The organism is Paenarthrobacter sp. AR 02, from assembly GCF_021538675.1.
Lineage (GTDB): Bacteria > Actinomycetota > Actinomycetes > Actinomycetales > Micrococcaceae > Arthrobacter.
Genome location: NZ_JAJUKH010000007.1, coordinates 165,388 through 185,567 on the forward strand (window position 1 = coordinate 165,388; position 20,180 = coordinate 185,567).

15 protein-coding genes and 2 tRNA genes are annotated in these 20,180 nt (G+C 62.8%); 5 read left to right on the forward strand and 12 right to left on the reverse strand.

Annotated elements, in window-relative coordinates; translation table 11 throughout:
* Position 1 precedes the first annotated feature (1 nt).
* On the reverse strand, positions 2 to 3,286 hold the full coding sequence (ileS, locus tag LRQ04_RS14480; RefSeq protein WP_235520885.1) for an isoleucine--tRNA ligase: 3,285 nt from the start codon (positions 3,284 to 3,286) through the stop codon (positions 2 to 4).
* Between the two features lie 325 nt (positions 3,287 to 3,611).
* On the opposite strand from ileS, the gene LRQ04_RS14485 reads away from it, so the two are divergent.
* Positions 3,612 to 4,649 carry an endonuclease/exonuclease/phosphatase family protein gene (locus LRQ04_RS14485; protein WP_235520887.1) on the forward strand — a complete coding sequence of 346 codons (1,038 nt, stop codon included), beginning with the start codon at positions 3,612 to 3,614 and terminating at the stop codon, positions 4,647 to 4,649.
* Here LRQ04_RS14485 and LRQ04_RS14490 read toward each other — a convergent pair.
* Positions 4,646 to 5,425 (reverse strand): SDR family oxidoreductase, encoded by a 780-nt coding sequence (locus LRQ04_RS14490; protein WP_235520889.1) that lies wholly within the window; start codon positions 5,423 to 5,425, stop codon positions 4,646 to 4,648. The genes LRQ04_RS14485 and LRQ04_RS14490 overlap by 4 nt on opposite strands.
* A gap of 80 nt (positions 5,426 to 5,505) precedes the next feature.
* On the opposite strand from LRQ04_RS14490, the gene valS reads away from it, so the two are divergent.
* Together valS and LRQ04_RS14500 are read left to right on the forward strand one after the other, a co-directional pair.
* Positions 5,506 to 8,127: a valine--tRNA ligase gene (gene valS, locus LRQ04_RS14495; protein WP_235520891.1), complete on the forward strand. Its 2,622-nt coding sequence runs from the start codon at positions 5,506 to 5,508 to the stop codon at positions 8,125 to 8,127.
* A 371-nt stretch (positions 8,128 to 8,498) separates the two neighbouring features.
* The gene (locus LRQ04_RS14500; RefSeq protein WP_235520894.1) at positions 8,499 to 9,374 is read left to right on the forward strand and encodes an Fpg/Nei family DNA glycosylase; all 876 of its coding nucleotides are present in this window, start codon (positions 8,499 to 8,501) and stop codon (positions 9,372 to 9,374) included.
* 15 nt (positions 9,375 to 9,389) lie between these two features.
* On the opposite strand, the gene LRQ04_RS14505 is transcribed toward LRQ04_RS14500, so the two are convergent.
* The 6 genes from LRQ04_RS14505 to LRQ04_RS14530 all read right to left on the reverse strand — a co-directional run bounded on the left by LRQ04_RS14505 (position 9,390) and on the right by LRQ04_RS14530 (position 14,614).
* Positions 9,390 to 10,004, reverse strand: a complete 615-nt coding sequence (locus LRQ04_RS14505) for a DsbA family protein (RefSeq protein ID WP_235520896.1) — start codon at positions 10,002 to 10,004, stop codon at positions 9,390 to 9,392.
* Positions 10,005 to 10,084: 80 nt separating this feature from the next.
* Positions 10,085 to 11,374, reverse strand: coding sequence for an ATP-dependent Clp protease ATP-binding subunit ClpX (gene clpX, locus LRQ04_RS14510; protein WP_235520898.1), 1,290 nt, complete (start codon positions 11,372 to 11,374; stop codon positions 10,085 to 10,087).
* A 182-nt stretch (positions 11,375 to 11,556) separates the two neighbouring features.
* Positions 11,557 to 12,216 carry an ATP-dependent Clp protease proteolytic subunit gene (locus LRQ04_RS14515; RefSeq protein WP_144659025.1) on the reverse strand — a complete coding sequence of 220 codons (660 nt, stop codon included), beginning with the start codon at positions 12,214 to 12,216 and terminating at the stop codon, positions 11,557 to 11,559.
* Between the two features lie 39 nt (positions 12,217 to 12,255).
* Positions 12,256 to 12,867, reverse strand: a complete 612-nt coding sequence (locus tag LRQ04_RS14520; protein ID WP_283091474.1) for an ATP-dependent Clp protease proteolytic subunit — start codon at positions 12,865 to 12,867, stop codon at positions 12,256 to 12,258.
* 220 nt (positions 12,868 to 13,087) lie between these two features.
* Entirely contained in the window at positions 13,088 to 14,470 is a 1,383-nt protein-coding gene (gene tig, locus LRQ04_RS14525; protein WP_235520901.1) for a trigger factor, read from the reverse strand.
* Between the two features lie 69 nt (positions 14,471 to 14,539).
* Positions 14,540 to 14,614 (reverse strand) — tRNA-Pro (locus LRQ04_RS14530).
* A 126-nt stretch (positions 14,615 to 14,740) separates the two neighbouring features.
* On the opposite strand from LRQ04_RS14530, the gene LRQ04_RS14535 reads away from it, so the two are divergent.
* Positions 14,741 to 14,814: transfer RNA gene (locus LRQ04_RS14535), tRNA-Gly, on the forward strand.
* Between the two features lie 78 nt (positions 14,815 to 14,892).
* Here LRQ04_RS14535 and LRQ04_RS14540 read toward each other — a convergent pair.
* The 3 genes from LRQ04_RS14540 to LRQ04_RS14550 all read right to left on the reverse strand — a co-directional run bounded on the left by LRQ04_RS14540 (position 14,893) and on the right by LRQ04_RS14550 (position 17,364).
* On the reverse strand, positions 14,893 to 15,780 hold the full coding sequence (locus LRQ04_RS14540; RefSeq protein ID WP_235520903.1) for an Fpg/Nei family DNA glycosylase: 888 nt from the start codon (positions 15,778 to 15,780) through the stop codon (positions 14,893 to 14,895).
* Positions 15,780 to 16,262: a ribose-5-phosphate isomerase gene (locus tag LRQ04_RS14545; RefSeq protein ID WP_257367922.1), complete on the reverse strand. Its 483-nt coding sequence runs from the start codon at positions 16,260 to 16,262 to the stop codon at positions 15,780 to 15,782. Before LRQ04_RS14545 ends, LRQ04_RS14540 begins: the two co-directional genes overlap by 1 nt.
* A gap of 97 nt (positions 16,263 to 16,359) precedes the next feature.
* A complete protein-coding gene (locus LRQ04_RS14550; RefSeq protein WP_235520905.1) occupies positions 16,360 to 17,364 on the reverse strand; it encodes a hypothetical protein in 1,005 nt (334 codons plus the stop codon).
* Positions 17,365 to 17,496: 132 nt separating this feature from the next.
* Between LRQ04_RS14550 and pepN the strand changes: the two genes are divergently transcribed.
* Positions 17,497 to 20,058: an aminopeptidase N gene (pepN, locus tag LRQ04_RS14555; RefSeq protein ID WP_235520907.1), complete on the forward strand. Its 2,562-nt coding sequence runs from the start codon at positions 17,497 to 17,499 to the stop codon at positions 20,056 to 20,058.
* A gap of 5 nt (positions 20,059 to 20,063) precedes the next feature.
* On the opposite strand, the gene LRQ04_RS20770 is transcribed toward pepN, so the two are convergent.
* Positions 20,064 to 20,180: integrase core domain-containing protein (locus LRQ04_RS20770; RefSeq protein ID WP_374198954.1), on the reverse strand; the 117-nt coding region annotated here is incomplete at its 5' end.

A 20,180-nucleotide genomic window follows, 5' to 3' on the forward strand; every position in this document is an offset into this window, starting at 1 on the left:
ATCAGGCCCCTGCCTTTGCGACGGTGACCTGCGGTTCGTCGACGCCGGCAACCAGGACTTCGAGTTCCAAGGTGAGTGTCTCGGTCTTGACCAGCTCAGCGTTGGCTTCCAGGGCGTCGACAACGTCCTGCGCGGCCTGAACAGACGTGCGGATGCGGTCACTGACATTGAGTCCAGCGTCCTTGCGTGCCTGCTGGATGGCCCGGACCATGTCGCGGGCCAGCCCCTCGGCGGCAAGTTCCGGCGTGACCTCGGTGTTGAGGACCACAAAACCCCCACCGGGCAGGACGGCAGCAGCGGCAGCACCGCCGTCGGCCGACTGGGCCACCACTGTTTCCAAGGTGTATTCGTGGGGCTCAAGCTCAAGGCCGCCGGCCACCACCACTCCGTCGTTCACGGACCAGTCGCCGGACTTGGAGCCCTTAATGGCCTGCTGGACGTTCTTGCCCAGGCGCGGACCGGCGGCCCGGGCGTTGACCACGAGTTTCTGCTCGATGCCGAATTCTTCCGGCGAGGCAGAGGAAGCGTCCATGAGGCGCACGGAGCGCAGGTTCAGTTCATCCGCGACGACGGCGGCAAAGCCTTCCAGCGCATCCGCGCCCGGTGCCACGACAGTCAGTTCCTGCAAGGGCAGGCGTACGCGAAGATTGGCGGCTTTGCGCAAGCTCGAACCGGTGGAGCAGATCTGCTGGACACGGTCCATGGCTTCGACGAGTTCCGGGTTGGACGGGAACAACGCAGCGTCAGGCCAGTCAGCCAGGTGGACCGAACGTCCGCCCGTCAATCCGCGCCAGATCTCCTCGGAGACAAGCGGGAGCAAGGAGGCGGAGACACGGCAGATCGTTTCGAGGGCCGTGTACAGGGCGTCGAAGGCATCAACGTTCTCGTCGAAGAAGCGCTGGCGGCTGCGCCGGACGTACCAGTTGGTGAGCATGTCCAGGTAGCTGCGCAGTTCGTCGCAGGCACCGGAGATGTCATAGCTGTCCAGGCTTGCCGTGACGTTGCGGACCAGGTCCCCCGTGTTGGCCATGAGGTACTGGTCCAGCGTGTCGGAGTAGCCGTCGTAACGCAGCTTCGCGTCGTAACCCGCACCGCCGTTGGCGGCATTGGTGTACAGCGTGAAGAAGCTGTATACGTTCCACAGCGGCAGGATGACCTGCCGCACGCCGTCACGGATGCCCTGTTCGGTGACGATCAGGTTGCCTCCGCGCAGGATGGGGCTGGACATGAGGAACCAGCGCATCGCGTCGGAACCGTCGCGGTCAAGGACCTCGGACACGTCCGGGTAGTTGCGCAGGCTCTTGGACATCTTTTGCCCGTCGGAGCCCAGCACGATGCCGTGGCTGATGACGTTGCGGAACGCCGGCCGGTCAAACAAAGCCGTGGACAGGATGTGCAGCATGTAGAACCAGCCACGGGTCTGGCCGATGTACTCCACGATGAAGTCCGCAGGGTTGTGGGTGTCGAACCATTCCTCGTTTTGGAACGGGTAGTGGACCTGCCCGTAAGGCATCGAGCCGGAATCGAACCATACGTCCAGCACGTCCTCGACGCGGCGCATGGTGGACTTGCCCGTGGGGTCGTCCGGGTTGGGCCGGGTCAGTTCATCGATGAACGGACGGTGCAGGTCCACCTGTCCTTCGTTGTTGACAGGAAGCCGGCCAAAGTCCGCCTCAAGGTCGGCCAACGAGCCGTAGACGTCGGTGCGCGGGTACTCGGGATCGTCCGACTGCCACACCGGGATGGGCGAACCCCAGTAGCGGTTGCGGCTGATGGACCAGTCACGTGCGTTCTCCAGCCACTTGCCGAACTGGCCGTCTTTGACATTTCCGGGGATCCAGTTGATCTCCTGGTTCAGCTCGGACATGCGGTCCTTGAACTTGGTGACTTCCACGTACCAGGAGGACACAGCGCGGTAGATCAAGGGGTTACGGCAGCGCCAGCAGTGTGGGTAGCTGTGCTCGTAGCTGGCCTGGCGCACCAAGCGGCCATCGGCGCGGAGAACCTGCGTGATCGGCTTGTTGGCCTCGAAGACCTGCAGGCCGACGATTTCCGCGAGGCGGCCATGGGCGAACAGGGGAAGGAATTTGGCTCCCTCATCCACGGAAAGAACCACCGGGATGCCGGCTTCTTCACAGACTTTCTGGTCATCTTCACCGTAAGCCGGAGCCTGGTGAACGATGCCCGTACCGTCGGTGGTGGTGACGTAGTCCGCAACGAGGATCCGCCAGGCATTCTGGGTCCCGTACTTTTCGGTATCGGCGAAATCGTTCCAGAGCGGTTCGTACTCGAGGCCTTCCAACTGGGCGCCCGTGTAAGTGGACACTACAGCGGCAGCTGCGGCAGCGGCGTCGTCGTACCCCAGGTCCTTGGCGTAGGACCCCACGAGATCAGCGGCCAGCATGAAGCTTCCGGAAACCGGCGCCTCAGCGGAAGCGGCCTTCACGCCGTTCGGTCCGGCGGGCAGCACTGCATAAGAGATGTCAGGCCCGACGGCGAGCGCTGCGTTGGTGGGCAGCGTCCAGGGCGTCGTGGTCCAGGCGAGCGCCTGGACGCCTTCGAGTTCCTTGGAAAGCGCGGAGCCGTTGGCCTTGATGGGGAACGTGACCGTGACTGTTTGGTCCTGGCGGTTCTTGTAGACGTCGTCGTCCATGCGGAGCTCATGGTTGGACAGTGGCGTCTCGTCTTTCCAGCAATACGGAAGGACGCGGTAGCCGTTGTAGGTCAGGCCTTTCTCGTGCAGCTGCTTGAAAGCCCAGAGGACCGACTCCATGTACTCGACGTTGAGGGTCTTGTAGTCGTTCTCGAAGTCCACCCAGCGGGCCTGGCGCGTGACGTAGGCCTTCCATTCGTTGGCGTACTTCATGACTGAGGCGCGGCAGGCATCGTTGAACTTGTCGATGCCCATGGCTTCGATCTGGGTTTTGTCCGTCATGCCGAGCTGCTTCATGGCTTCAAGCTCTGCCGGCAGTCCGTGGGTGTCCCAGCCGAAGCGGCGCTCCACGCGCTTCCCGCGCTGGGTCTGGTAGCGGCCTACGAGGTCCTTGGCGTAGCCCGTCAAGAGGTGGCCGTAGTGGGGCAGGCCATTGGCGAAGGGAGGGCCGTCGTAGAAGACGAATTCGTTGCTGCCGTCCTTGCCCGCATCGCGCTGGTCGATGCTGGCCTGGAAGGTGCCGTCTTCATCCCAGTATTTGAGGATGCGTTCTTCGATCTCCGGGAACTTCACGGAAGCGGACACGCCGTGCGTGCCGGAAGAAGACGCTGAGGCCTTGGGGTAGTGGGTCATCTCATATCCTGTGATAGCTGGTTGACTGTCAGGATGCGAGGACGGCTCCTGTGACGCTTGTCAGCGACACGGGTACCGCGGTACCACCTCACTTACCGGGACACAGAGTCCCGGCCTCTCATTACTGCTGTGACGGGCTTACCCGTCCGGTTCTACTGGGCACTGGCCGCCACGTGGACGGTCTGTGCTGTTCTTCCGGAAGCTCACCGGTGATGGCCGGGTCAAAGCTTGTCCTCCAAGTCTAGCGGCAGCGGGGCTCCTTGCTCTACTCGGCAGTTCTTCCCTGATAGGCGGCCGCGCGCCGCGCGTGAATAGACTCGGATCCATGACGCATCCAGCTGCTGCCGTTCCGGAAACCCGCCCCGCTCGACGGCGACGGCCGTCCATTGTGTGGTCGGCGCTGGCCTTGCTCCTTATGCTCCCGGTAGCGGGGCTGTCCATCTTCCGTGCTGTTCCCGCTGAGTGGCCTCTGCCGGTGGTCCAGCTGCTGTCGTTCACCCCGTGGATGGTGCTGCCTACGGTGCTGGCATTGCTCCTCGCGGTACTGGGGCGGCGTGCCTGGGTGATGGGCACCAGCACGGTCCTGCTTGCCGCGCAGTTGTTCTGGCTTTTCCCCTTTGACGCAGGGAAGGCGGAGCCGTTGTCCGCGGGGACTCCTACTGCCGCAGTCAAGGTTATGAGCCTGAACTCCGAGTATGGCGGGGCGGATGCAGCCACGATCGTGGGTTTGGTCCGCGACAACGGCGTCCAGCTGCTGGTGATGCAGGAGTTCACGCAAGGACTGGAGGATCGCCTGCGGTCCGAGGGCCTGGAGACGTTACTGCCCCAACACCTCAACAAACCCAATGACGACGCCTCGGGCGGCGCGGTGTACTCGGTGTTTCCTTTGGAAACCGAGGGGCAACTGCCGGACACCCCGTTCACCATGGACGTAACCCGTGTCCTCGCGGCCGACCCGGCTGCTGGTTCCAAGGCCACGTTGCACCTCACCAATGTCCACACTCTTCCGCCTGTGGATGTCCGGATAGCCCAATGGCGGAGCGACCTTGGGAAGATCGCACGCCAGGCCGCCCGACCCGGCAACCAGCTGCTCATGGGCGACTACAACTCCACCTATGACCATTCGGAGTTCCGGGCCGTGCTGGACTCCGGACCGGACGGGCGCAAACTTGTCGATGCAGGGACAGCCGCCGGTGCCCGGTTCTCCCCCACGTGGCCGATGGAAGGTCCGCCGCTGCCGGGGATCGTCATTGACCATATGGTGACAACGCCCCGGATCAGCAGCAGCAACTACTCGGTCCGCCAGGTTCCCGGCAGTGACCACGCAGCCATCATGGCCACGCTCAGCATCCCCGCTGGCTAGGCCTGCTTGCGGACGAGTTTGTGGTTGGCGGCCTGGGCTACCGGGCGGACCACGATCTGGTCGAGGTTGATGTGGTGCGGCAAGGAGACGGCGTACTTTACGACGTCGGCCACGTCCGCAGCGGTCAGGGGCTTCTCGACGCCCTCGTACACCTTGGCAGCGGCGTCCTTGTCGCCCAAGCGGTTGAGGGCGAATTCCTCCGTGAGCACAAGACCGGGAGCGACCTCTATGACCCGGACGTTGTTGCCAACCTCTTCCAGGCGCAGGGCATTGGTCATGGCGTGCTGGGCGAACTTGGCCGCGTTGTAGCCGGCACCGCCTTCGTAGGCGGACAGCCCGGCCGTCGAGGTCAGGTTGAGGACAGTTCCTTCGCCGTTGTCGCGCAGCATCGGCAGGAACGCCCGCGTGATTTTCATGGTGCCCAGGACGTTTACCTGGTACATCCAGTCCCAGTCCTCGGTGTCGGCGTTCGCGATGATGTCCGCGCCACGGGCACCGCCGGCGATATTGATGAGGGTGTCCGCACCTCCGGCTTCGGTGACGGCCGCGAGCAAGGCCGCAACGTCGTCGTCGACCGTGATGTCAGCCGGGAACGGCACGGCGCCGGTTTCGGCACCCAGGGCGCCAAGGCGGTCAGCCCTGCGTGCCACCGCGAAGACCTTCCAACCGGCGGACGCCAAAGCCCTCACGGTGGCCTCGCCAATGCCGGTGCTCGCCCCCGTAACGACGGCGGTTTTGTTCTGTACTGCGGGGATCTGGTGTGCTGCCAAAGTCATGGCACCACCCTATCGGGAGTGCGGGGCCACCGGACGGCGGGCTGTAACGTGCGTCTATCCAGCCATGAAACAATTGGTCCATGGCTGAATCAACGCAGGGTACAGACACGCCCGCCACCGCCCCCATCAACGTTCCCGACAAGCCGGCCCTTGAAGGCCTCGAGGCTGCCCTGACGCAGCGCTGGCTGAGCGAGGGAACCTACAAGTTCAACCCGGACACCACCCGGGAGCAGGTCTACTCGATCGATACTCCCCCGCCGACGGCATCAGGCTCCCTCCACGTGGGCCACATGTTCTCCTTCACCCAGACCGACGTGCAGGCCCGCTACATGCGCATGACCGGCAAGAACGTGTTCTACCCCATGGGCTGGGACGACAACGGGCTGCCCACTGAGCGCCGTGTCCAGAACTACTACGGTGTGCGCTGCGATCCCGCCGTTCCCTACAAGGCCGACTACACGCCCCCGGCCCAGCCGGCCAAGAACCAGCGCGATTTCGACGTCGTTTCGCGCCAGAACTTCATCGAACTGTGCGAGGAACTCGCCGTTGAGGACGAGAAAGTCTTCGAGAACCTGTTCCAGACCCTGGGCCTGTCCGTGGACTGGGACCTGACATACCGCACCATCGACGACACCTCCCGCGCCGTGTCGCAGCGCGCCTTCCTCGCGAACCTGTCAGCCGGAGACGCCTACATGGCCGAGGCACCGACACTGTGGGACGTTACCTTCCGTACCGCCGTGGCACAGGCGGAGCTTGAGGACCGCGAAGTTGCCGGCGCCTACTACCGCTACCCGTTCTTCACCGAGGACGGCGAAAAGATCTTCATCGAGACCACCCGCCCGGAACTGCTTGCAGCCTGCGCGGCGTTGGTGGCAAACCCCGACGACGAGCGGTACCAGCCGCTGTTCGGCAAGACAGTAAAGTCTCCCCTCTTCGACGTGGAACTTGAGGTCAAGGCCCACCCGCTCGCCAAGGCGGACAAGGGTTCCGGCATCGCTATGGTGTGTACGTTCGGTGACCTGACCGACGTCACCTGGTGGCGTGAACTCCAGCTCCCCACGCGAGCCATCATGGGCCGCGACGGCAGGATCATCGCCGACACCCCGGAGTGGATCAATACCGAAGCCGGCAAGGAAGCCTACGCAGCCATCGCCGGCAAGACCGCTTTCTCCGCCAAGGAAGCCGTGGTGGAACTGCTCAAGGCCGCCGATCTGCTCGATGGCGAACCCAAGAAGATCACCCACCCTGTGAACTTCTTCGAGAAGGGCGACAAGCCCCTCGAAGTGGTGACGTCCCGTCAGTGGTACATCCGCAACGGTGGCCGCGACGAGGAACGCCGGGAACGGCTGATCGGCCGTGGCCAGGAGATCACCTTCCACCCGGCCTTCATGCGCTCCCGCTACGAAAACTGGATCGCCGGCCTGAACGGCGACTGGCTCGTATCGCGCCAGCGCTTCTTCGGTGTGCCCATCCCCGTCTGGTACCCGCTGGACGCCCAAGGCAACCCGGACTACGACAACCCCATCCTGCCCTCTGACGACATGCTGCCGGTGGACCCCGCCGCCGACGCCGCTCCCGGCTTCGAGGAATCGCAGCGCGACCAGGCCAACGGCTTTACGGGTGACGCCGATGTCCTGGACACTTGGGCCACATCTTCCCTCACCCCGCAGATCGTGGGCGGTTGGAGCCGCGACGAGGAGCTGTTCTCCAAGGTCTACCCGTTCGACCTCCGTCCCCAGGGCCACGACATCATCCGCACTTGGCTGTTCTCCTCGGTCGTCCGTGCGGATGCCTTGCAGAAGAGCGCCCCCTGGAAGCATGCGGCCATTTCCGGCTGGATCCTGGACCCGGACCGTAAGAAGATGTCCAAGTCCAAGGGCAATGTTGTGGTGCCCACGGATGTGCTCAACGAGTACGGCTCTGACGCTGTCCGTTATTGGGCTGCATCAGCCAAGCTTGGCGCCGACACCGCGTACGAGATCGCGCAGATGAAGATCGGCCGCCGCCTGGCCATCAAGTTGCTCAACGCCTCGAAGTTCGTGCTGAACCTCGGTGCCACGGAGAACTCGGTTGTCACCACCGACCTTTCGGTTCTGACCAACCCGCTGGACCGCGCGCTGCTCGCCCAGCTCTCGGACGTCGTCGCGCAGTCAACCAAGGCGTTCGAGAATTACGACTACGCCCGTGCGCTTCAGATCACGGAATCGTTCTTCTGGCAGTTCACCGACGATTACGTGGAGCTCATCAAGGACCGAGCCTACGGTGCGGCCGGCGAAGCAGAACAGGCCTCCGTGCTTGCAGCGTTGGCAACCACGCTGGATGCACTCCTGCGCTTGTTCGCGCCGTTCCTGCCCTTCGCTACCGAAGAGGTATGGGGTTGGTGGCGCACCGGTTCGGTCCACCGTGCGGCATGGCCCGCCGCCGTGGAAATCACCGACGGCGACACCACCATGCTCAGCACCGTGGGCGTTGCCCTCAGCGGTATCCGGAAAGCAAAGTCCGAAGCCAAGGTCAAGCAGCGCACCGAGGTACTCTCAGCAGCCATCACCGCTCCTGAGGTACTCGTAGCCCAGTTGAAGGCTGGCCTCGGTGACCTGAAGGCAGCTGCCAACGCCAAGGAGATCACGCTCCAGTCCGGCGAAGGCGACTTGGCCGTCAGCGATGTTGTCCTGGCACCTGCGGAGGACGTCCCGGCGTCCTAGCAGGGCCCAGCGTCCTGGATTGTGCCCTTTTTGGGCAAAGGGGAAGCCCCATCAGCGTTTTGCCGTTGGTGGGGCTTCGACTTTCGGCTGCTTGGTGACGTCTTGGCAGTCTGGCGGAATCCTTGGAATTTCAGGTCTTCCTACTTCGTCACTGGTAGCTTGCTTCCAACTTCGCCAAAGGCTGCGTTGGTTGCATATCACTGAATCTTTGGTTTCCGTGTCCCTCTTCTTTCGAAGTGGGTAAGAACCATTGTTGTCCCGCCGCGTCCCATGCACAAGGCCTTCGGAGGAACTACAGGACTGTAGTTCGTCGAAGGCTTTTTTGGCTCTCTTTCCTGCGGGTTCGGCCTCCCGTATGGCAGAGTATGACCATGCCGGAACTCCCCGAAGTGCACGGGCTGTGCATGTACTTGGACACCCAACTCCATGGCGCCGTGTTAACCGAAGTCCGCATCAACTCATTCTCGGCACTGAAGACTGCCGACCCACCGTACAGTGCACTTGAAGGCCGGACAGTTCAAGGAGTCCGCCGAATCGGGAAGTTCGTGTGCGTCGATGTTGATGGCCTGTACTTCGTGTTCCACTTGGCGAAGGCCGGCTGGGTGCGTTACACAGAGCATCCCTCATCTGCCGGACTGCGCATGGGGAAAAGCAACATCGCAGCGCGGCTGCTCCTTCACAGGCCTTCCGACGATGCCCACATCGGCATCGACCTGACCGAAGCCGGAACCAAGAAGAGCCTGGCAATATACGTGGTCAAGGATCCCCATGACGTACCCGGTATCGCCACCTTGGGTCCCGAACCGCTCAGTCCGGATTTCGACGTCGACTCTTTTGCCGCCATCCTCGCATCCAGTTCGCAACAGATCAAAGGGTTGCTCCGCAGCCAGGGCGTGATTGCCGGAATCGGGAACGCCTACAGCGACGAAATACTCCACGCGGCCAGGATCTCTCCTTTCGCAAGCGCGAAGTCGCTGGACAAGGAGACCGTGGCCCGCCTCTACGCGTCCATGCAGGAAGTCCTGGTGGGTGCTGTCAATGCCGCGGCAGGCAAGCCATCCAGTGAACTCAAAGACACCAAGCGGAGCAATTTCCGCGTGCACGCCAGGACAGGACAAGCTTGCCCGGTGTGTGGGGATACAGTCAGGGAGGTGTCCTTCGCGGACACCTCCCTGCAGTATTGCGCTACGTGCCAGACCAACGGCAAGATCCTGGCCGACCGTAGGACATCACGGTTCCTGAAGTAGCTGGATTATTTCCGACTAGCTGAATTCGGGGCTTTCCGAGCGGCTGCGCTTCAGCTCGAAGAAGTGTGGGTAGTCAGCCAAAGTGACCGTGGCGTCCCACAGCTTACCGGCCACTTCGCCGCGCGGAATCCGGGTCAGGACCGGGCCGAAGAATGCTGTTCCGTTGAACGCAACCACCGGGGTACCCACGTCCTGGCCGACCAAGGAAATACCGGCCTCGTGGCTTTCGCGCAGCTTGGCGTCGTACTCGTCCGAGCCTGCGAAGCGTGCCAGCTCGGCAGGAAGGCCTACCTCGGCCAACGCCTTCTGGATGACGGAGGCGCGGTCCTTGTTGCCTTCATGATGGATCTGCTCCCCCATGGCGTCGTAGAGGGGCTTGACGTAGCTGTCGCCGTGCAGTTCCTGGGCGGCAATGATGACACGGACAGGTCCCCAGCTGTCATCCATCATGGCGCGGTACTCGTCGGGCAGGTCACGGCCTTCGTTGAGCACCGAAAGGCTCATGACGTGCCATTCGGTCTCGATTCCACGAACCTGCTCCACTTCCCCGATCCAACGTGACGTGATCCACGCGAACGGGCACACGGGGTCGAACCAGAAATCAGCTTTGTTGGCAGTCTGTTCGGGCACAGGGAACTCCTTGGAATAAGTGGGAGGGTGTTTGGCTGGCGACTCCGGCGGAGCCGCGCCTTACTTTCACCAACGGGCGCCTAGGCCGACTTATTCCTGCGCTTGGCGACGACATCGTGGGCAATCATGGTGGGCTGCGCCTTTTTGAGCACGACGTCCGAGGTGATCACCACTGTGGCGATGTCGTCCCTGCTGGGAAGGTCAAACATCACTGGCAGCAGGACTTCTTCCATGATCGCCCGGAGGCCCCGGGCACCCGTGCCGCGCTCCAGCGCCTGGTCGGCAATGGCGTTGAGGGCGTCGTCGTCGAATTGCAGGTCCACGCCGTCAAGCTGGAACATCTTCTGGTATTGCTTCACCAGGGCGTTCTTCGGCGTGGACAGGATCTGGATCAAGGCGGGGCGATCAAGATTGGAAACGGTGGTGATGACCGGGAGTCGACCAATGAATTCGGGAATCAACCCGAACTTGAGCAGATCCTCGGGCATGACTTCGCCATATGTGTCGACGTTGTCCCTGGCCTCGTTCAGCGGAGCTCCGAAGCCGATGCCCTTGCGCCCGGACCGGGAACCAATGATGTCTTCCAATCCAGCAAACGCACCGGCCACGATGAAGAGCACATTGGTGGTGTCGATCTGGATGAATTCCTGGTGGGGGTGCTTCCGGCCGCCCTGCGGTGGAACCGAGGCCACGGTGCCCTCGAGGATCTTCAGGAGTGCCTGCTGGACGCCTTCTCCGGAAACATCCCTGGTGATCGAAGGGTTTTCGCTCTTCCGGGAAATCTTGTCGATTTCGTCGATGTAGATGATGCCCTGTTCGGCCTTCTTGACGTCATAGTCGGCAGCCTGGATGAGTTTCAGCAGGATGTTTTCAACGTCCTCGCCAACGTAACCCGCCTCTGTCAGTGCCGTGGCATCGGCAACAGCAAACGGGACGTTCAGCCGTCGCGCCAACGTTTGGGCCAAATAGGTCTTTCCGCAACCAGTGGGGCCAATCAGTAGGATGTTGGACTTGGCAATTTCCACGTCTTCGTGGTGCGAGCCCTCGCCCAGGCTGCCGGTCTTGGGTGCATGCCCTGCCTGGATGCGCTTGTAGTGGTTGTACACGGCAACGGCCAGGGACCTTTTCGCCGGTTCCTGGCCAATGACGTATTCCTGCAGGAAGTCGAAGATCTCGCGGGGCTTGGGCAGTTCGAAGCTACCGAGATCGGAAACCTCTGCAAGCTCCTCTTCGATGATTTCGTTGCAGAGCTCGATGCACTCGTCACAGATGTACACACCGGGCCCGGCAATCAGCTTCCGCACCTGCTTTTGGCTCTTTCCGCAGAAAGAACACTTCAGCAGATCCGTGCTCTCGCCAATCCGAGCCATGTGGGAATCCCTTCGTTGCATGCGGGTGATGCGGCGCCGCGCCGTACTCAAGTGTGCGGCCAAGCCGCGGTTGGCACCACCGTGACAAGATCCACTCTAGGTCACAATGGGCTGCTTGGGTGGAAACAGAACGCCGGTGCGGTCCATATTTCGTGAACCGCACCGGCGTTCAATTCCGGTTACTACCGGGCGATTGCCTGGGGCTTGATCTTCCGGGAGTCAAGGACCTGGTCGATCAGACCATAGCTCATGGCTTCAGCGGCCGTCAGGATCTTGTCACGCTCGATGTCGTTGTTTACCTGCTCCGAGGTGCGACCCGAGTGGTGGGCCAGCGTGTCCTCAAGCCACGTACGCATGCGCATGACCTCGGCAGCCTGGATTTCCAGGTCAGAGGCCTGGCCACCCTGGCCGCCGGACAGGGCCGGCTGGTGGATCAGTACACGCGCATTCGGCAGCGCCAGGCGCTTCCCGGGTGTACCGGCGGCGAGCAGGACCGCTGCGGCGCTGGCCGCCTGGCCGAGGCAGACCGTCTGGATCTCCGGGCGAATGTACTGCATGGTGTCGTAGATAGCCGTCATGGCGGTGAACGAGCCACCCGGCGAATTGATGTAAAGGGTAATGTCGCGGTCCGGGTCCGTTGACTCCAGGACCAGCAGCTGGGCCATGATGTCATCGGCCGAGGCATCGTCAACCTGGACGCCGAGGAAGATGATGCGGTCCTCGAACAGCTTGGTGTACGGGTCCTGGCGCTTGAAGCCGTAAGGCGTGCGCTCTTCGAACTGGGGCAGGACGTAACGGCTGGACGGGAGATTACCGGCAGACCATCCGAAGTTGTAGTTCATGTTCTTTACTCCTGGGTTTCAGTGGTTCTTTAGTGCCGGTCAGTTGTCGGAGTTCGACTGGTTGGCCGTTCCGCCACCGCCGGCAACAGAGCCGGCGTGCGCCGAAATCTTGTCGAAGAATCCGTACTCCAGGGCCTCGGCAGCGGTGAACCACTTGTCGCGGTCGTTGTCCTTGAGGATGGTTTCGACTGTCTGGCCTGTCTGCTCCGCGGTCAGCTCAGCCATGACCTTCTTCATGTGCAGGATCAGCTCGGCCTGGATCTTGATGTCCGAGGCGGTGCCGCCGATGCCGCCCGAGGGCTGGTGCATCAGGATGCGGGCGTTGGGGGTTGCATAGCGCTTGCCCTTCGTTCCGGAGGACAGGAGGAACTGGCCCATGGAAGCAGCCAGGCCGGTGGCGACGGTGACGACGTCGTTCGGGATGAACTGCATGGTGTCGTAGATGGCCATGCCGGCTGTCACGGACCCACCAGGGGAGTTGATGTACAGGTAGATGTCCTTCTCCGGGTCTTCGGCCGAGAGCAGGAGCAGCTGCGAGCAGATGGCGTTTGCGTTCTCGTCACGCACTTCAGAGCCGAGCCAAATGATGCGCTCTTTCAGCAGGCGGTTGTAGATGTAGTTGTCCTGGGCTGCGGGATCGACAGTTGCCATCCGGGGAGCCTCTGATTGCTGTGACATAAGTACTTACCTCTCGCTGGTGCCAGTGACCTCACTGAACTTCACTACTTGGACACTAACCGTTTTCGGGGGTGATTTGTTCGCCGGAATCGCGCTGTTCGCTGACGGCGCACGTTTGGGATCAGCGCCAGCGGGGGGCCTTAAAGCAAACCGACCCCGGATCAGAAGATCCGGGGTCGGTAGGCGGTGTGTATTAGAACTTCACAGCGGCGGGATCGTCGCTTGCGGGAGTTTCCGTTTCGTCGGCTGCTTCGACAGCTTCAGCTTCCTCGGCTGCAGCTTCGCCGGCGGGCCGGACGAAGTCAGTGAGGTCAACCTTGTTGCCCTCGGAGTCGACAACCTCTGCCTGGCCCAGGACGACGGCCAGCGCCTTACGGCGGCGGACCTCGGAAACCATCATGGGAACCTGGCCGCTCTGATCAATGATCTGGGCGAACTGGTTCGGGTCCATGCCGTACTGGCTGGCGGTGGTCACGATGTAGTCAATGAGCTCGTTCTGGCTGACATTGACCTCTTCCTTGTCCGCGATGGCGTCAAGGATGATCTCGTTCTGGAAAGCACGCTCGGTGTTGGCCTTGACCTCGGCGCGGTGCTCCTCGGTGTCGTGGTCACCTTCGCCGTGTGCGTTCTCCGGGTTGAAGTGCGCTTCGATCTGCTCTTCCACCACCGAGTCCGGCACGGGGACCTCGACGAGCTCAACGAGCTTGTCCAGGACCTTGTCCCGGGCCTCAACGCCCTGCTCAACAACCTTGGAGTCGGCAGCCTGCTTGGCAAGGTCCTCACGGAGCTCAGCCAGGGTGTCGAACTCGGAGGCCAGCTGCGCAAAGTCGTCGTTGGCTTCGGGGAGCTCGCGCTCCTTCACGGCCTTGACCGTGACCTTGACCTGAGCAGCTTCGCCGGCGTGGTCGCCGCCGACCAGCGTGGTGTCGAAGATTGCTTCTTCGTCAGCAGAGAGGCCGGTTACGGCTTCGTCCAGGCCTTCGAGCATGGTGCCTGCGCCTACCTGGTAGGACAGGCCGGCAGCGGAGTCGATCTCTTCGCCGTCGATCGTGGCGTTGATGTCGATGGTGAGGAAGTCATCGTTCTTGGCGGGACGCTCAACGGACTTCAGCGTGCCGAAACGGCCGCGCAGTTCATCGAGGGCCTTATCGACGTCGGCTTCGGAGGATTCCGCAGCAGCAACCTCAACCTTGATACCGGAGTATTCCGGCAGTTCGATCTCGGGACGGACGTCGATCTCGACCTGGAACTTGAGTTCACCATCGGTTGCGGACGGGTCCGGAACTTCGGTGATTTCAACCTCGGGACGGCTCAGCGGGCGAACGCCGGTTTCCTGGACAGCAGCCTGGTACCAGCCGTTCAGGCCATCATTGATGGCCGTTTCCAGTACGTAGCCACGGCCGACGCGCTGGTCGATGAGCTTGGAAGGAACTTTGCCCTTGCGGAATCCGGGAACCTGGATCTGCGAAGCAACGGTCTTGTACGCGGCATCGATGCTCGGCTTCAGTTCCTCAAAGGGAACCTCAACGTTGAGCTTGACCCGCGTTGCGGTGAGGTTCTCGACAGCGCTCTTCACAGTCTAAGTACTCCTGATTTTGTGGGTATGGGGTTCTGTCGTATCCCTGAAGCGGACACAAACACAGAGTCGGGGTGACAGGATTTGAACCTGCGACTTCCTGCTCCCAAAGCAGGCGCTCTAGCCAAGCTGAGCTACACCCCGAATGCACAGGACAGTCTACGGGCAAGCGGGCCAAGAATGCACATTTGACACCGCCGCCGGAATTAGGTTTAGTTGTACCCGGCTTCAACAGCCACAGGGAAAGCGTCCTGAAGAGGATGTCCACCTGGGGACGTAGCTTAATGGTAAAGCCTCAGTCTTCCAAACTGATTACGCGGGTTCGATTCCCGTCGTCCCCTCCAGCAAAGCGCCCCGATCTTCGGATCGGGGCGCTTTTTGCTTCCAGCTGTTTTTGGCTTCAAAACAGAGCCTGGAACCGCCTAAACCTGGCAGCCGGGACACCAATAGAGCTTGCGAGCACCAATTTCGGTGATGCCCACCAGCGTCCCGCAAGCCCGGCAGGGCAAGCCGTGACGTTTATAGACAAAGTGCGCATCGGCGTCGGGCGCGATTGCCCCTCCAACGGTCCACAGCGACGGAGGCGTCGTAACAATCCGACCGTCACGGACGCCGTCGGCCATTGTTGCCACCGTGTCATCCCACAGCCGGCCAGCCGTTTCGGCGTCGATGCTGTTTCCCGGGGTCCACGGATCAACTGCCTGTCGGAACAGCACTTCGGCCCGGTAGATGTTGCCTACTCCGGCGAGCACCGACTGGTCCATCAATAACAAGGCAACGGCAGTCTTGCGGCGACGCAGGCGCCGAATGAACTCGTCACGGTCCCCCGGCCGGTTATGCAGAGGATCCGGGCCCAGCCTTGCCAGCACGGCCTCTGTCTCCGCGGCTGTGATGGCCGCACAGGTGGTGGCCCCACGCAGGTCAGCCCATCCGTGGTCCGAAACGAGGCGGACCCGCACCGCCCCTACGGGCGGAGGCGGTCCGGCGTAGGCACCGTCCGGCGCGGCCGAGCCAGTCTCCCGCTCGCCGATTCGACGGGGAGCGCCGATGCTGGACGCCCCGGTAAAGGACTCGTCGCCCCCGAAACTCCAGGCACCGTACAGGCCCAAGTGAACGTGGAGGAACAGTCCGTGGTCGAAGCTGAGGAAAAACTGCTTTCCGTGGGCCATGGCGTCAACCATGGTGTGCCCGGTCAGCAGCGCAGCCCCGGCGGAGAACCGTCCTTGGGGACTGGTAACTTCCAACCGCTGGCCGCCAAAAACATCCTGGAATTGGCGGGCCAGGCGATGGACCGAGTGGCCTTCCGGCACTATTCGACGATTTCGCCGGTGTTTTCGTACACCGCGATCTTGCCGATCCGACGGACATGCCGTTCGTCGTTGCTGAAAGGCTCAGCAAGGAATGCCTCGATCAGCTCCGTGGCCTCCTCGACGCTGTGCTGGCGCCCTCCGACTGCGACGACGTTCGCATCGTTGTGTTCGCGGGCGAGCTTGGCTGTCGAAAGGTTCCACGCCAGGGCGGCTCGCACACCCTTGACCTTGTTTGCGGCAATTTGTTCGCCGTTGCCGGAGCCGCCAAGGACGATTCCCAAGGCGTGCACGCCAGCTTCCTGGTCGGCGACCACAGCGACGCCTGCGTTGATGCAGAACGACGGGTAATCGTCCAGGGCGTCGTATTCCTTGGGACCGTGATCCACCACTTCGTAGCCCTTGGCTGTGAGGTGGCTGACCAGGTGGGCACTCAGTTCCATGCCGGCGTGGTCAGTTGCAATGTGGACGCGGGGTGTAGTCACAGGAAGTCCGTTTCTTTCTGGCGCGCAGGTACGGCACTGGGCAGTGGCACAGCACTGGCCGGGCGCGGCGATGAGGGATGCGCTACCTAGGGTACCGCTAGCCGGGTTGCTGGGTCTGCCCGTCGCCTTGGGCCCGATGGGCCGCCCTGTTCAGGATTCCGGCAAGTTTGTCCGCGGAGGCGTGGGTTCCGGCGCTCAGCGCCACACGCCGCCCATTGAGCCTCCTGACGACTACCGCGGGCCCGCTGCTGACGAGCATTGCCGTGGCGTCGTCGTGGTGGCGCCATCCCCACCCGCCGTAATCCGCAGCTTTGACTTCCGCGGGTGCCGCTGCTGCGATGTCGACGGCGGGAACGGCCAGGACGCGTACGAGGCCGCCCGCGAAGACCTGCAGCCCTCCCCTGTCGGCACGCACCCGGGCGAACAGGAATCCCGCGCCCACCAGGGCCGCCACGGCGACCAGGGCACCCAGCCACGGGACCACCACCGCGATCAGGGCAGCCGGGAACAGCGCCGAAACAATGATCATGATGAATACGGAGCTACGGGCATGGACCCACATCCTCAGGGTGTCGTTGGCGAGGTCGGGGTCCTCCAGGAGGCGAAGCTCCGATTGCAGTGCGGCGTCGTCCTCGGGAGTCCAGCGGGGGTCGGGCTTGAAAGCGAACATCATTACGACGCCCAGGGCCAAGGCTGCACCGCTTCCCATTGCCAATACGATCGGATCGACGTGGGACAACCTGGCGTCCGCAAGCCCGGACTGCCCTACCAGCCCGGCTGCCAGCACAGTGGTGATGAAGAGGCTGAGCATGAGTCCAAGGCCCATCATGACGCGCCGCATGACCACCGGGCGGGCCAACGGTACGGCCTGCAGGAAAGCGGCCCATCCGAAAACGATGATCAGGGCTGCGCCTCCGGCTACGTAGGCGCCAAAAGGCGCGAAGGAGGTGCCGCCGTCGGCGTTCCACATGACAGCGACTGGTTGCGGAAGGTCGTTGCGCAGCATCTGCGCGCACACAACGAATCCTGCCGCGAGCATCAAAGGAAAAGCCACCGCGAACCGTAGCGCGCGGAGGTCGAGCGTGTCCCGGAACCGTCCCATGCCTCAACGCTACTCCGTCAGGACGACACTATGGTGGGAGCTCCTTGCCTTACGGTCAGGGAGTGAAAGAATGGCTTCACACCAGCGGCCGGGCCTACCGGTCGGTCACCCCACCTTCCCGGAGGCACCACTTTGCCAGGCCTGAACCTCACCCGCGATGAAGCGGCCGCCCGCGCCGAACTGCTCAACGTCGAGTCGTATGACGTCACCTTGGATCTGACCAAAGGCCCGGAGGTCTTTGGCTCCATCACGGTTGTCAGGTTCTCGGCGCGCCCCGGATCCTCGACGTTCATCGACGCAATCACGCACACCGTCCACAGCGTGACCCTCAACGGCACGGAACTGGACCCCGCGGAGGTCGCCGACGGAGTCCGCATCCAGCTCCCCGGACTCGCGGCAGAGAACGAGCTCACGGTCGTTGCGGATGCCCCCTACATGAACACCGGCGAGGGCCTCCACCGCTTCGTCGACCCCGTAGACGGCGAGGCCTACCTCTACACCCAGTTCGAAGTCCCGGATTCGCGCCGCATGTTCGCCGTCTTCGAACAGCCGGACCTGAAGGCCACGTTCACCTTCACCGTGACGGCGCCTTCGCACTGGGATGTCATTTCAAACTCCCCCACGCCCGTCCCTTCCGAAACCGAACCCGCAGAGGACGGCGGTGCACGGTCTGTCTGGAAGTTCGCCCCGACGCCGCGGCTGTCCTCCTACGTGACGGCCCTGATCGCAGGGCCGTACCAGTCCGTCCGTTCCGAGGTCACCAGCACCGACGGCCGGGTCATACCGCTCGGGGTGTTCGCGCGGAAGTCCCTCATGCAGTACCTCGATGCGGACAACATCTTCGAACTCACGCGGCAGGGTTTCGAATTCTTCGAGGCCCAGTTCGGGTGCCCTTACCCGTTCGAGAAGTACGACCAGCTCTTCGTGCCCGAATTCAATGCCGGAGCCATGGAAAACGCAGGCGCTGTCACCATCCTGGAGGGCTACGTCTTCCGCGGCAAAGTCACCGGTGCCCAGATTGAACGGCGTGCCATCACGGTGCTGCACGAACTGGCCCACATGTGGTTCGGGGACCTGGTGACCATGCGCTGGTGGAACGACCTGTGGCTCAACGAGTCCTTCGCTGAGTACATGTCCCACTTGGCAGCCGTGGAAAACACGGAATTCGACCGCGCATGGACCACCTTCGCGTCCGTGGAGAAGTCCTGGGCGTACAAGCAGGACCAGCTGCCAACAACGCACCCCATCTTCGCTGAAATCAACAACCTCGAGGACGTTGAGGTCAACTTCGACGGCATCACCTACGCCAAGGGCGCCTCAGTGCTCCGGCAGTTGGTGGCATGGGTTGGTCCGGAGCAGTTCATGGCCGGCGTCCGCACATACTTTGCCAAGCACGCTTGGAAGAACACCGAGCTCGCAGACCTCATGGTGGAACTCGAAGCCGCGTCCGGACGCGACCTTGACCAGTGGGGCAAGCTCTGGCTCGAGACAGCCGGCGTGAACACCCTCTCCCCTGAACTCACGGTCGATGACGCCGGCACCATCACAGGTTTCGCCATACGGCAGACCGCGATCGAGGAACAGCCCACCCTCCGCCCGCACCGCCTGGCGGTCGGTTTCTACAACCTCTCGGCCAACGGGAAGCTGGAACGGACGCACCGCGAGGAGCTCGACGTGGACGGCCCCCGCACGGAAGTTCCTGCCCTGGTGGGCATCAAGCGTCCTGACTTGATCCTGCTCAACGATGACGACCTTGCCTACGCAAAGGTCCGCCTGGATCCGGATAGCCTGGCGACAGCCAAGGCACACCTGAAGGACTTCGCTGCCAGCCTTCCCCGGACCCTGGTGTGGGGCTCGGCCTGGGACGCAGCCCGCGACGGCGAAACCCCGGCCCGCGGCTATGCGGACCTGATCCTGGCCAACATTGCCGACGAAACTGACTCGTCAGTAATACTGGTCCAGCTGCGCCAGCTCGCGACCACGCTGACCTATTACGTGGCGGCAGACCACAAATTGGAGGCCACCACCGCGGCGGCCGAAAAGCTGTGGGAGCTTGCATCCGCGGTCGAGGCCGGCTCGGACGCACAGCTGCAGTTCGCAAAGGCTTTCGCCCAGCTCGCGCGAAGCGATCGGCAGCTTGACCGCCTCCAGGCCCTCCTGGACGGGACGGAAACCCTTGAGGGCCTGGCAGTCGACCAGGATATGCGGTGGGAGCTCCTGACTGCCTTGGTGGCCGGGGGCCGCCAGGGCCAGGAGCGCATCGACGCTGAACTGGCTCGGGACAACACCTCGAACGGCCAAAACGCTGCGGCGCAAGCCAAGGCAGCCATCCCCACCGCCGAGGCCAAGCAAGCGGCCTGGGACTCGATTGTGGTCAAGGGTGAGCTCTCCAATGCTCTCCAGGCGTCCGCCGTCGCCGGCTTCATGCGGGTGCCCGACACCGCCTTGCTGGAGCCGTTCGCCGGGAAATACTTCGAAGCCGTCCCCGGGATCGTCAAGGAACGCACCCACGCCCTGGCCCAGCAGATTGTGGTGGGCCTCTACCCAGCGCAGCTCACCACGCAAGCCACCGTGGACCGCACGGATGAATTCCTCGCTGGGCTTCCCGAAGAAAGCGCCGCGTTGCGCCGCATGATGCTGGAGAACCGCGACGGCGTGGTCCGGGCACTGCGCGCAAGGGCAGCGGACGTCTAGGTGTACTAACCCGGTAGGTTGGTGACGCGGCTGGCTGGGGAGGCGCCTTTGAGTGCCGTGTGTGGCCTGCTGCGATTGTAGTGCTCGATGAAGTCCTGGTAACAGGCTTGGCGTTCGGTTTC

Bases quoted from the DNA above. Each gene is read 5' to 3' on its own strand.
- LRQ04_RS14550 (WP_235520905.1), bottom strand. From the start codon at position 17,364: ATGGGACGGTTCCGGGACACGCTCGACCTCCGCGCGCTACGGTTCGCG.
- LRQ04_RS14485 (WP_235520887.1), top strand. From the start codon at position 3,612: ATGACGCATCCAGCTGCTGCCGTTCCGGAAACCCGCCCCGCTCGACGG.
- LRQ04_RS14515 (WP_144659025.1), bottom strand. From the start codon at position 12,216: ATGAACTACAACTTCGGATGGTCTGCCGGTAATCTCCCGTCCAGCCGT.
- ileS (WP_235520885.1), bottom strand. From the start codon at position 3,286: ATGACCCACTACCCCAAGGCCTCAGCGTCTTCTTCCGGCACGCACGGC.
- clpX (WP_235520898.1), bottom strand. From the start codon at position 11,374: ATGGCTCGGATTGGCGAGAGCACGGATCTGCTGAAGTGTTCTTTCTGC.
- LRQ04_RS14500 (WP_235520894.1), top strand. From the start codon at position 8,499: ATGCCGGAACTCCCCGAAGTGCACGGGCTGTGCATGTACTTGGACACC.
- LRQ04_RS14490 (WP_235520889.1), bottom strand. From the start codon at position 5,425: ATGACTTTGGCAGCACACCAGATCCCCGCAGTACAGAACAAAACCGCC.
- LRQ04_RS14520 (WP_283091474.1), bottom strand. From the start codon at position 12,867: ATGGCAACTGTCGATCCCGCAGCCCAGGACAACTACATCTACAACCGC.
- valS (WP_235520891.1), top strand. From the start codon at position 5,506: ATGGCTGAATCAACGCAGGGTACAGACACGCCCGCCACCGCCCCCATC.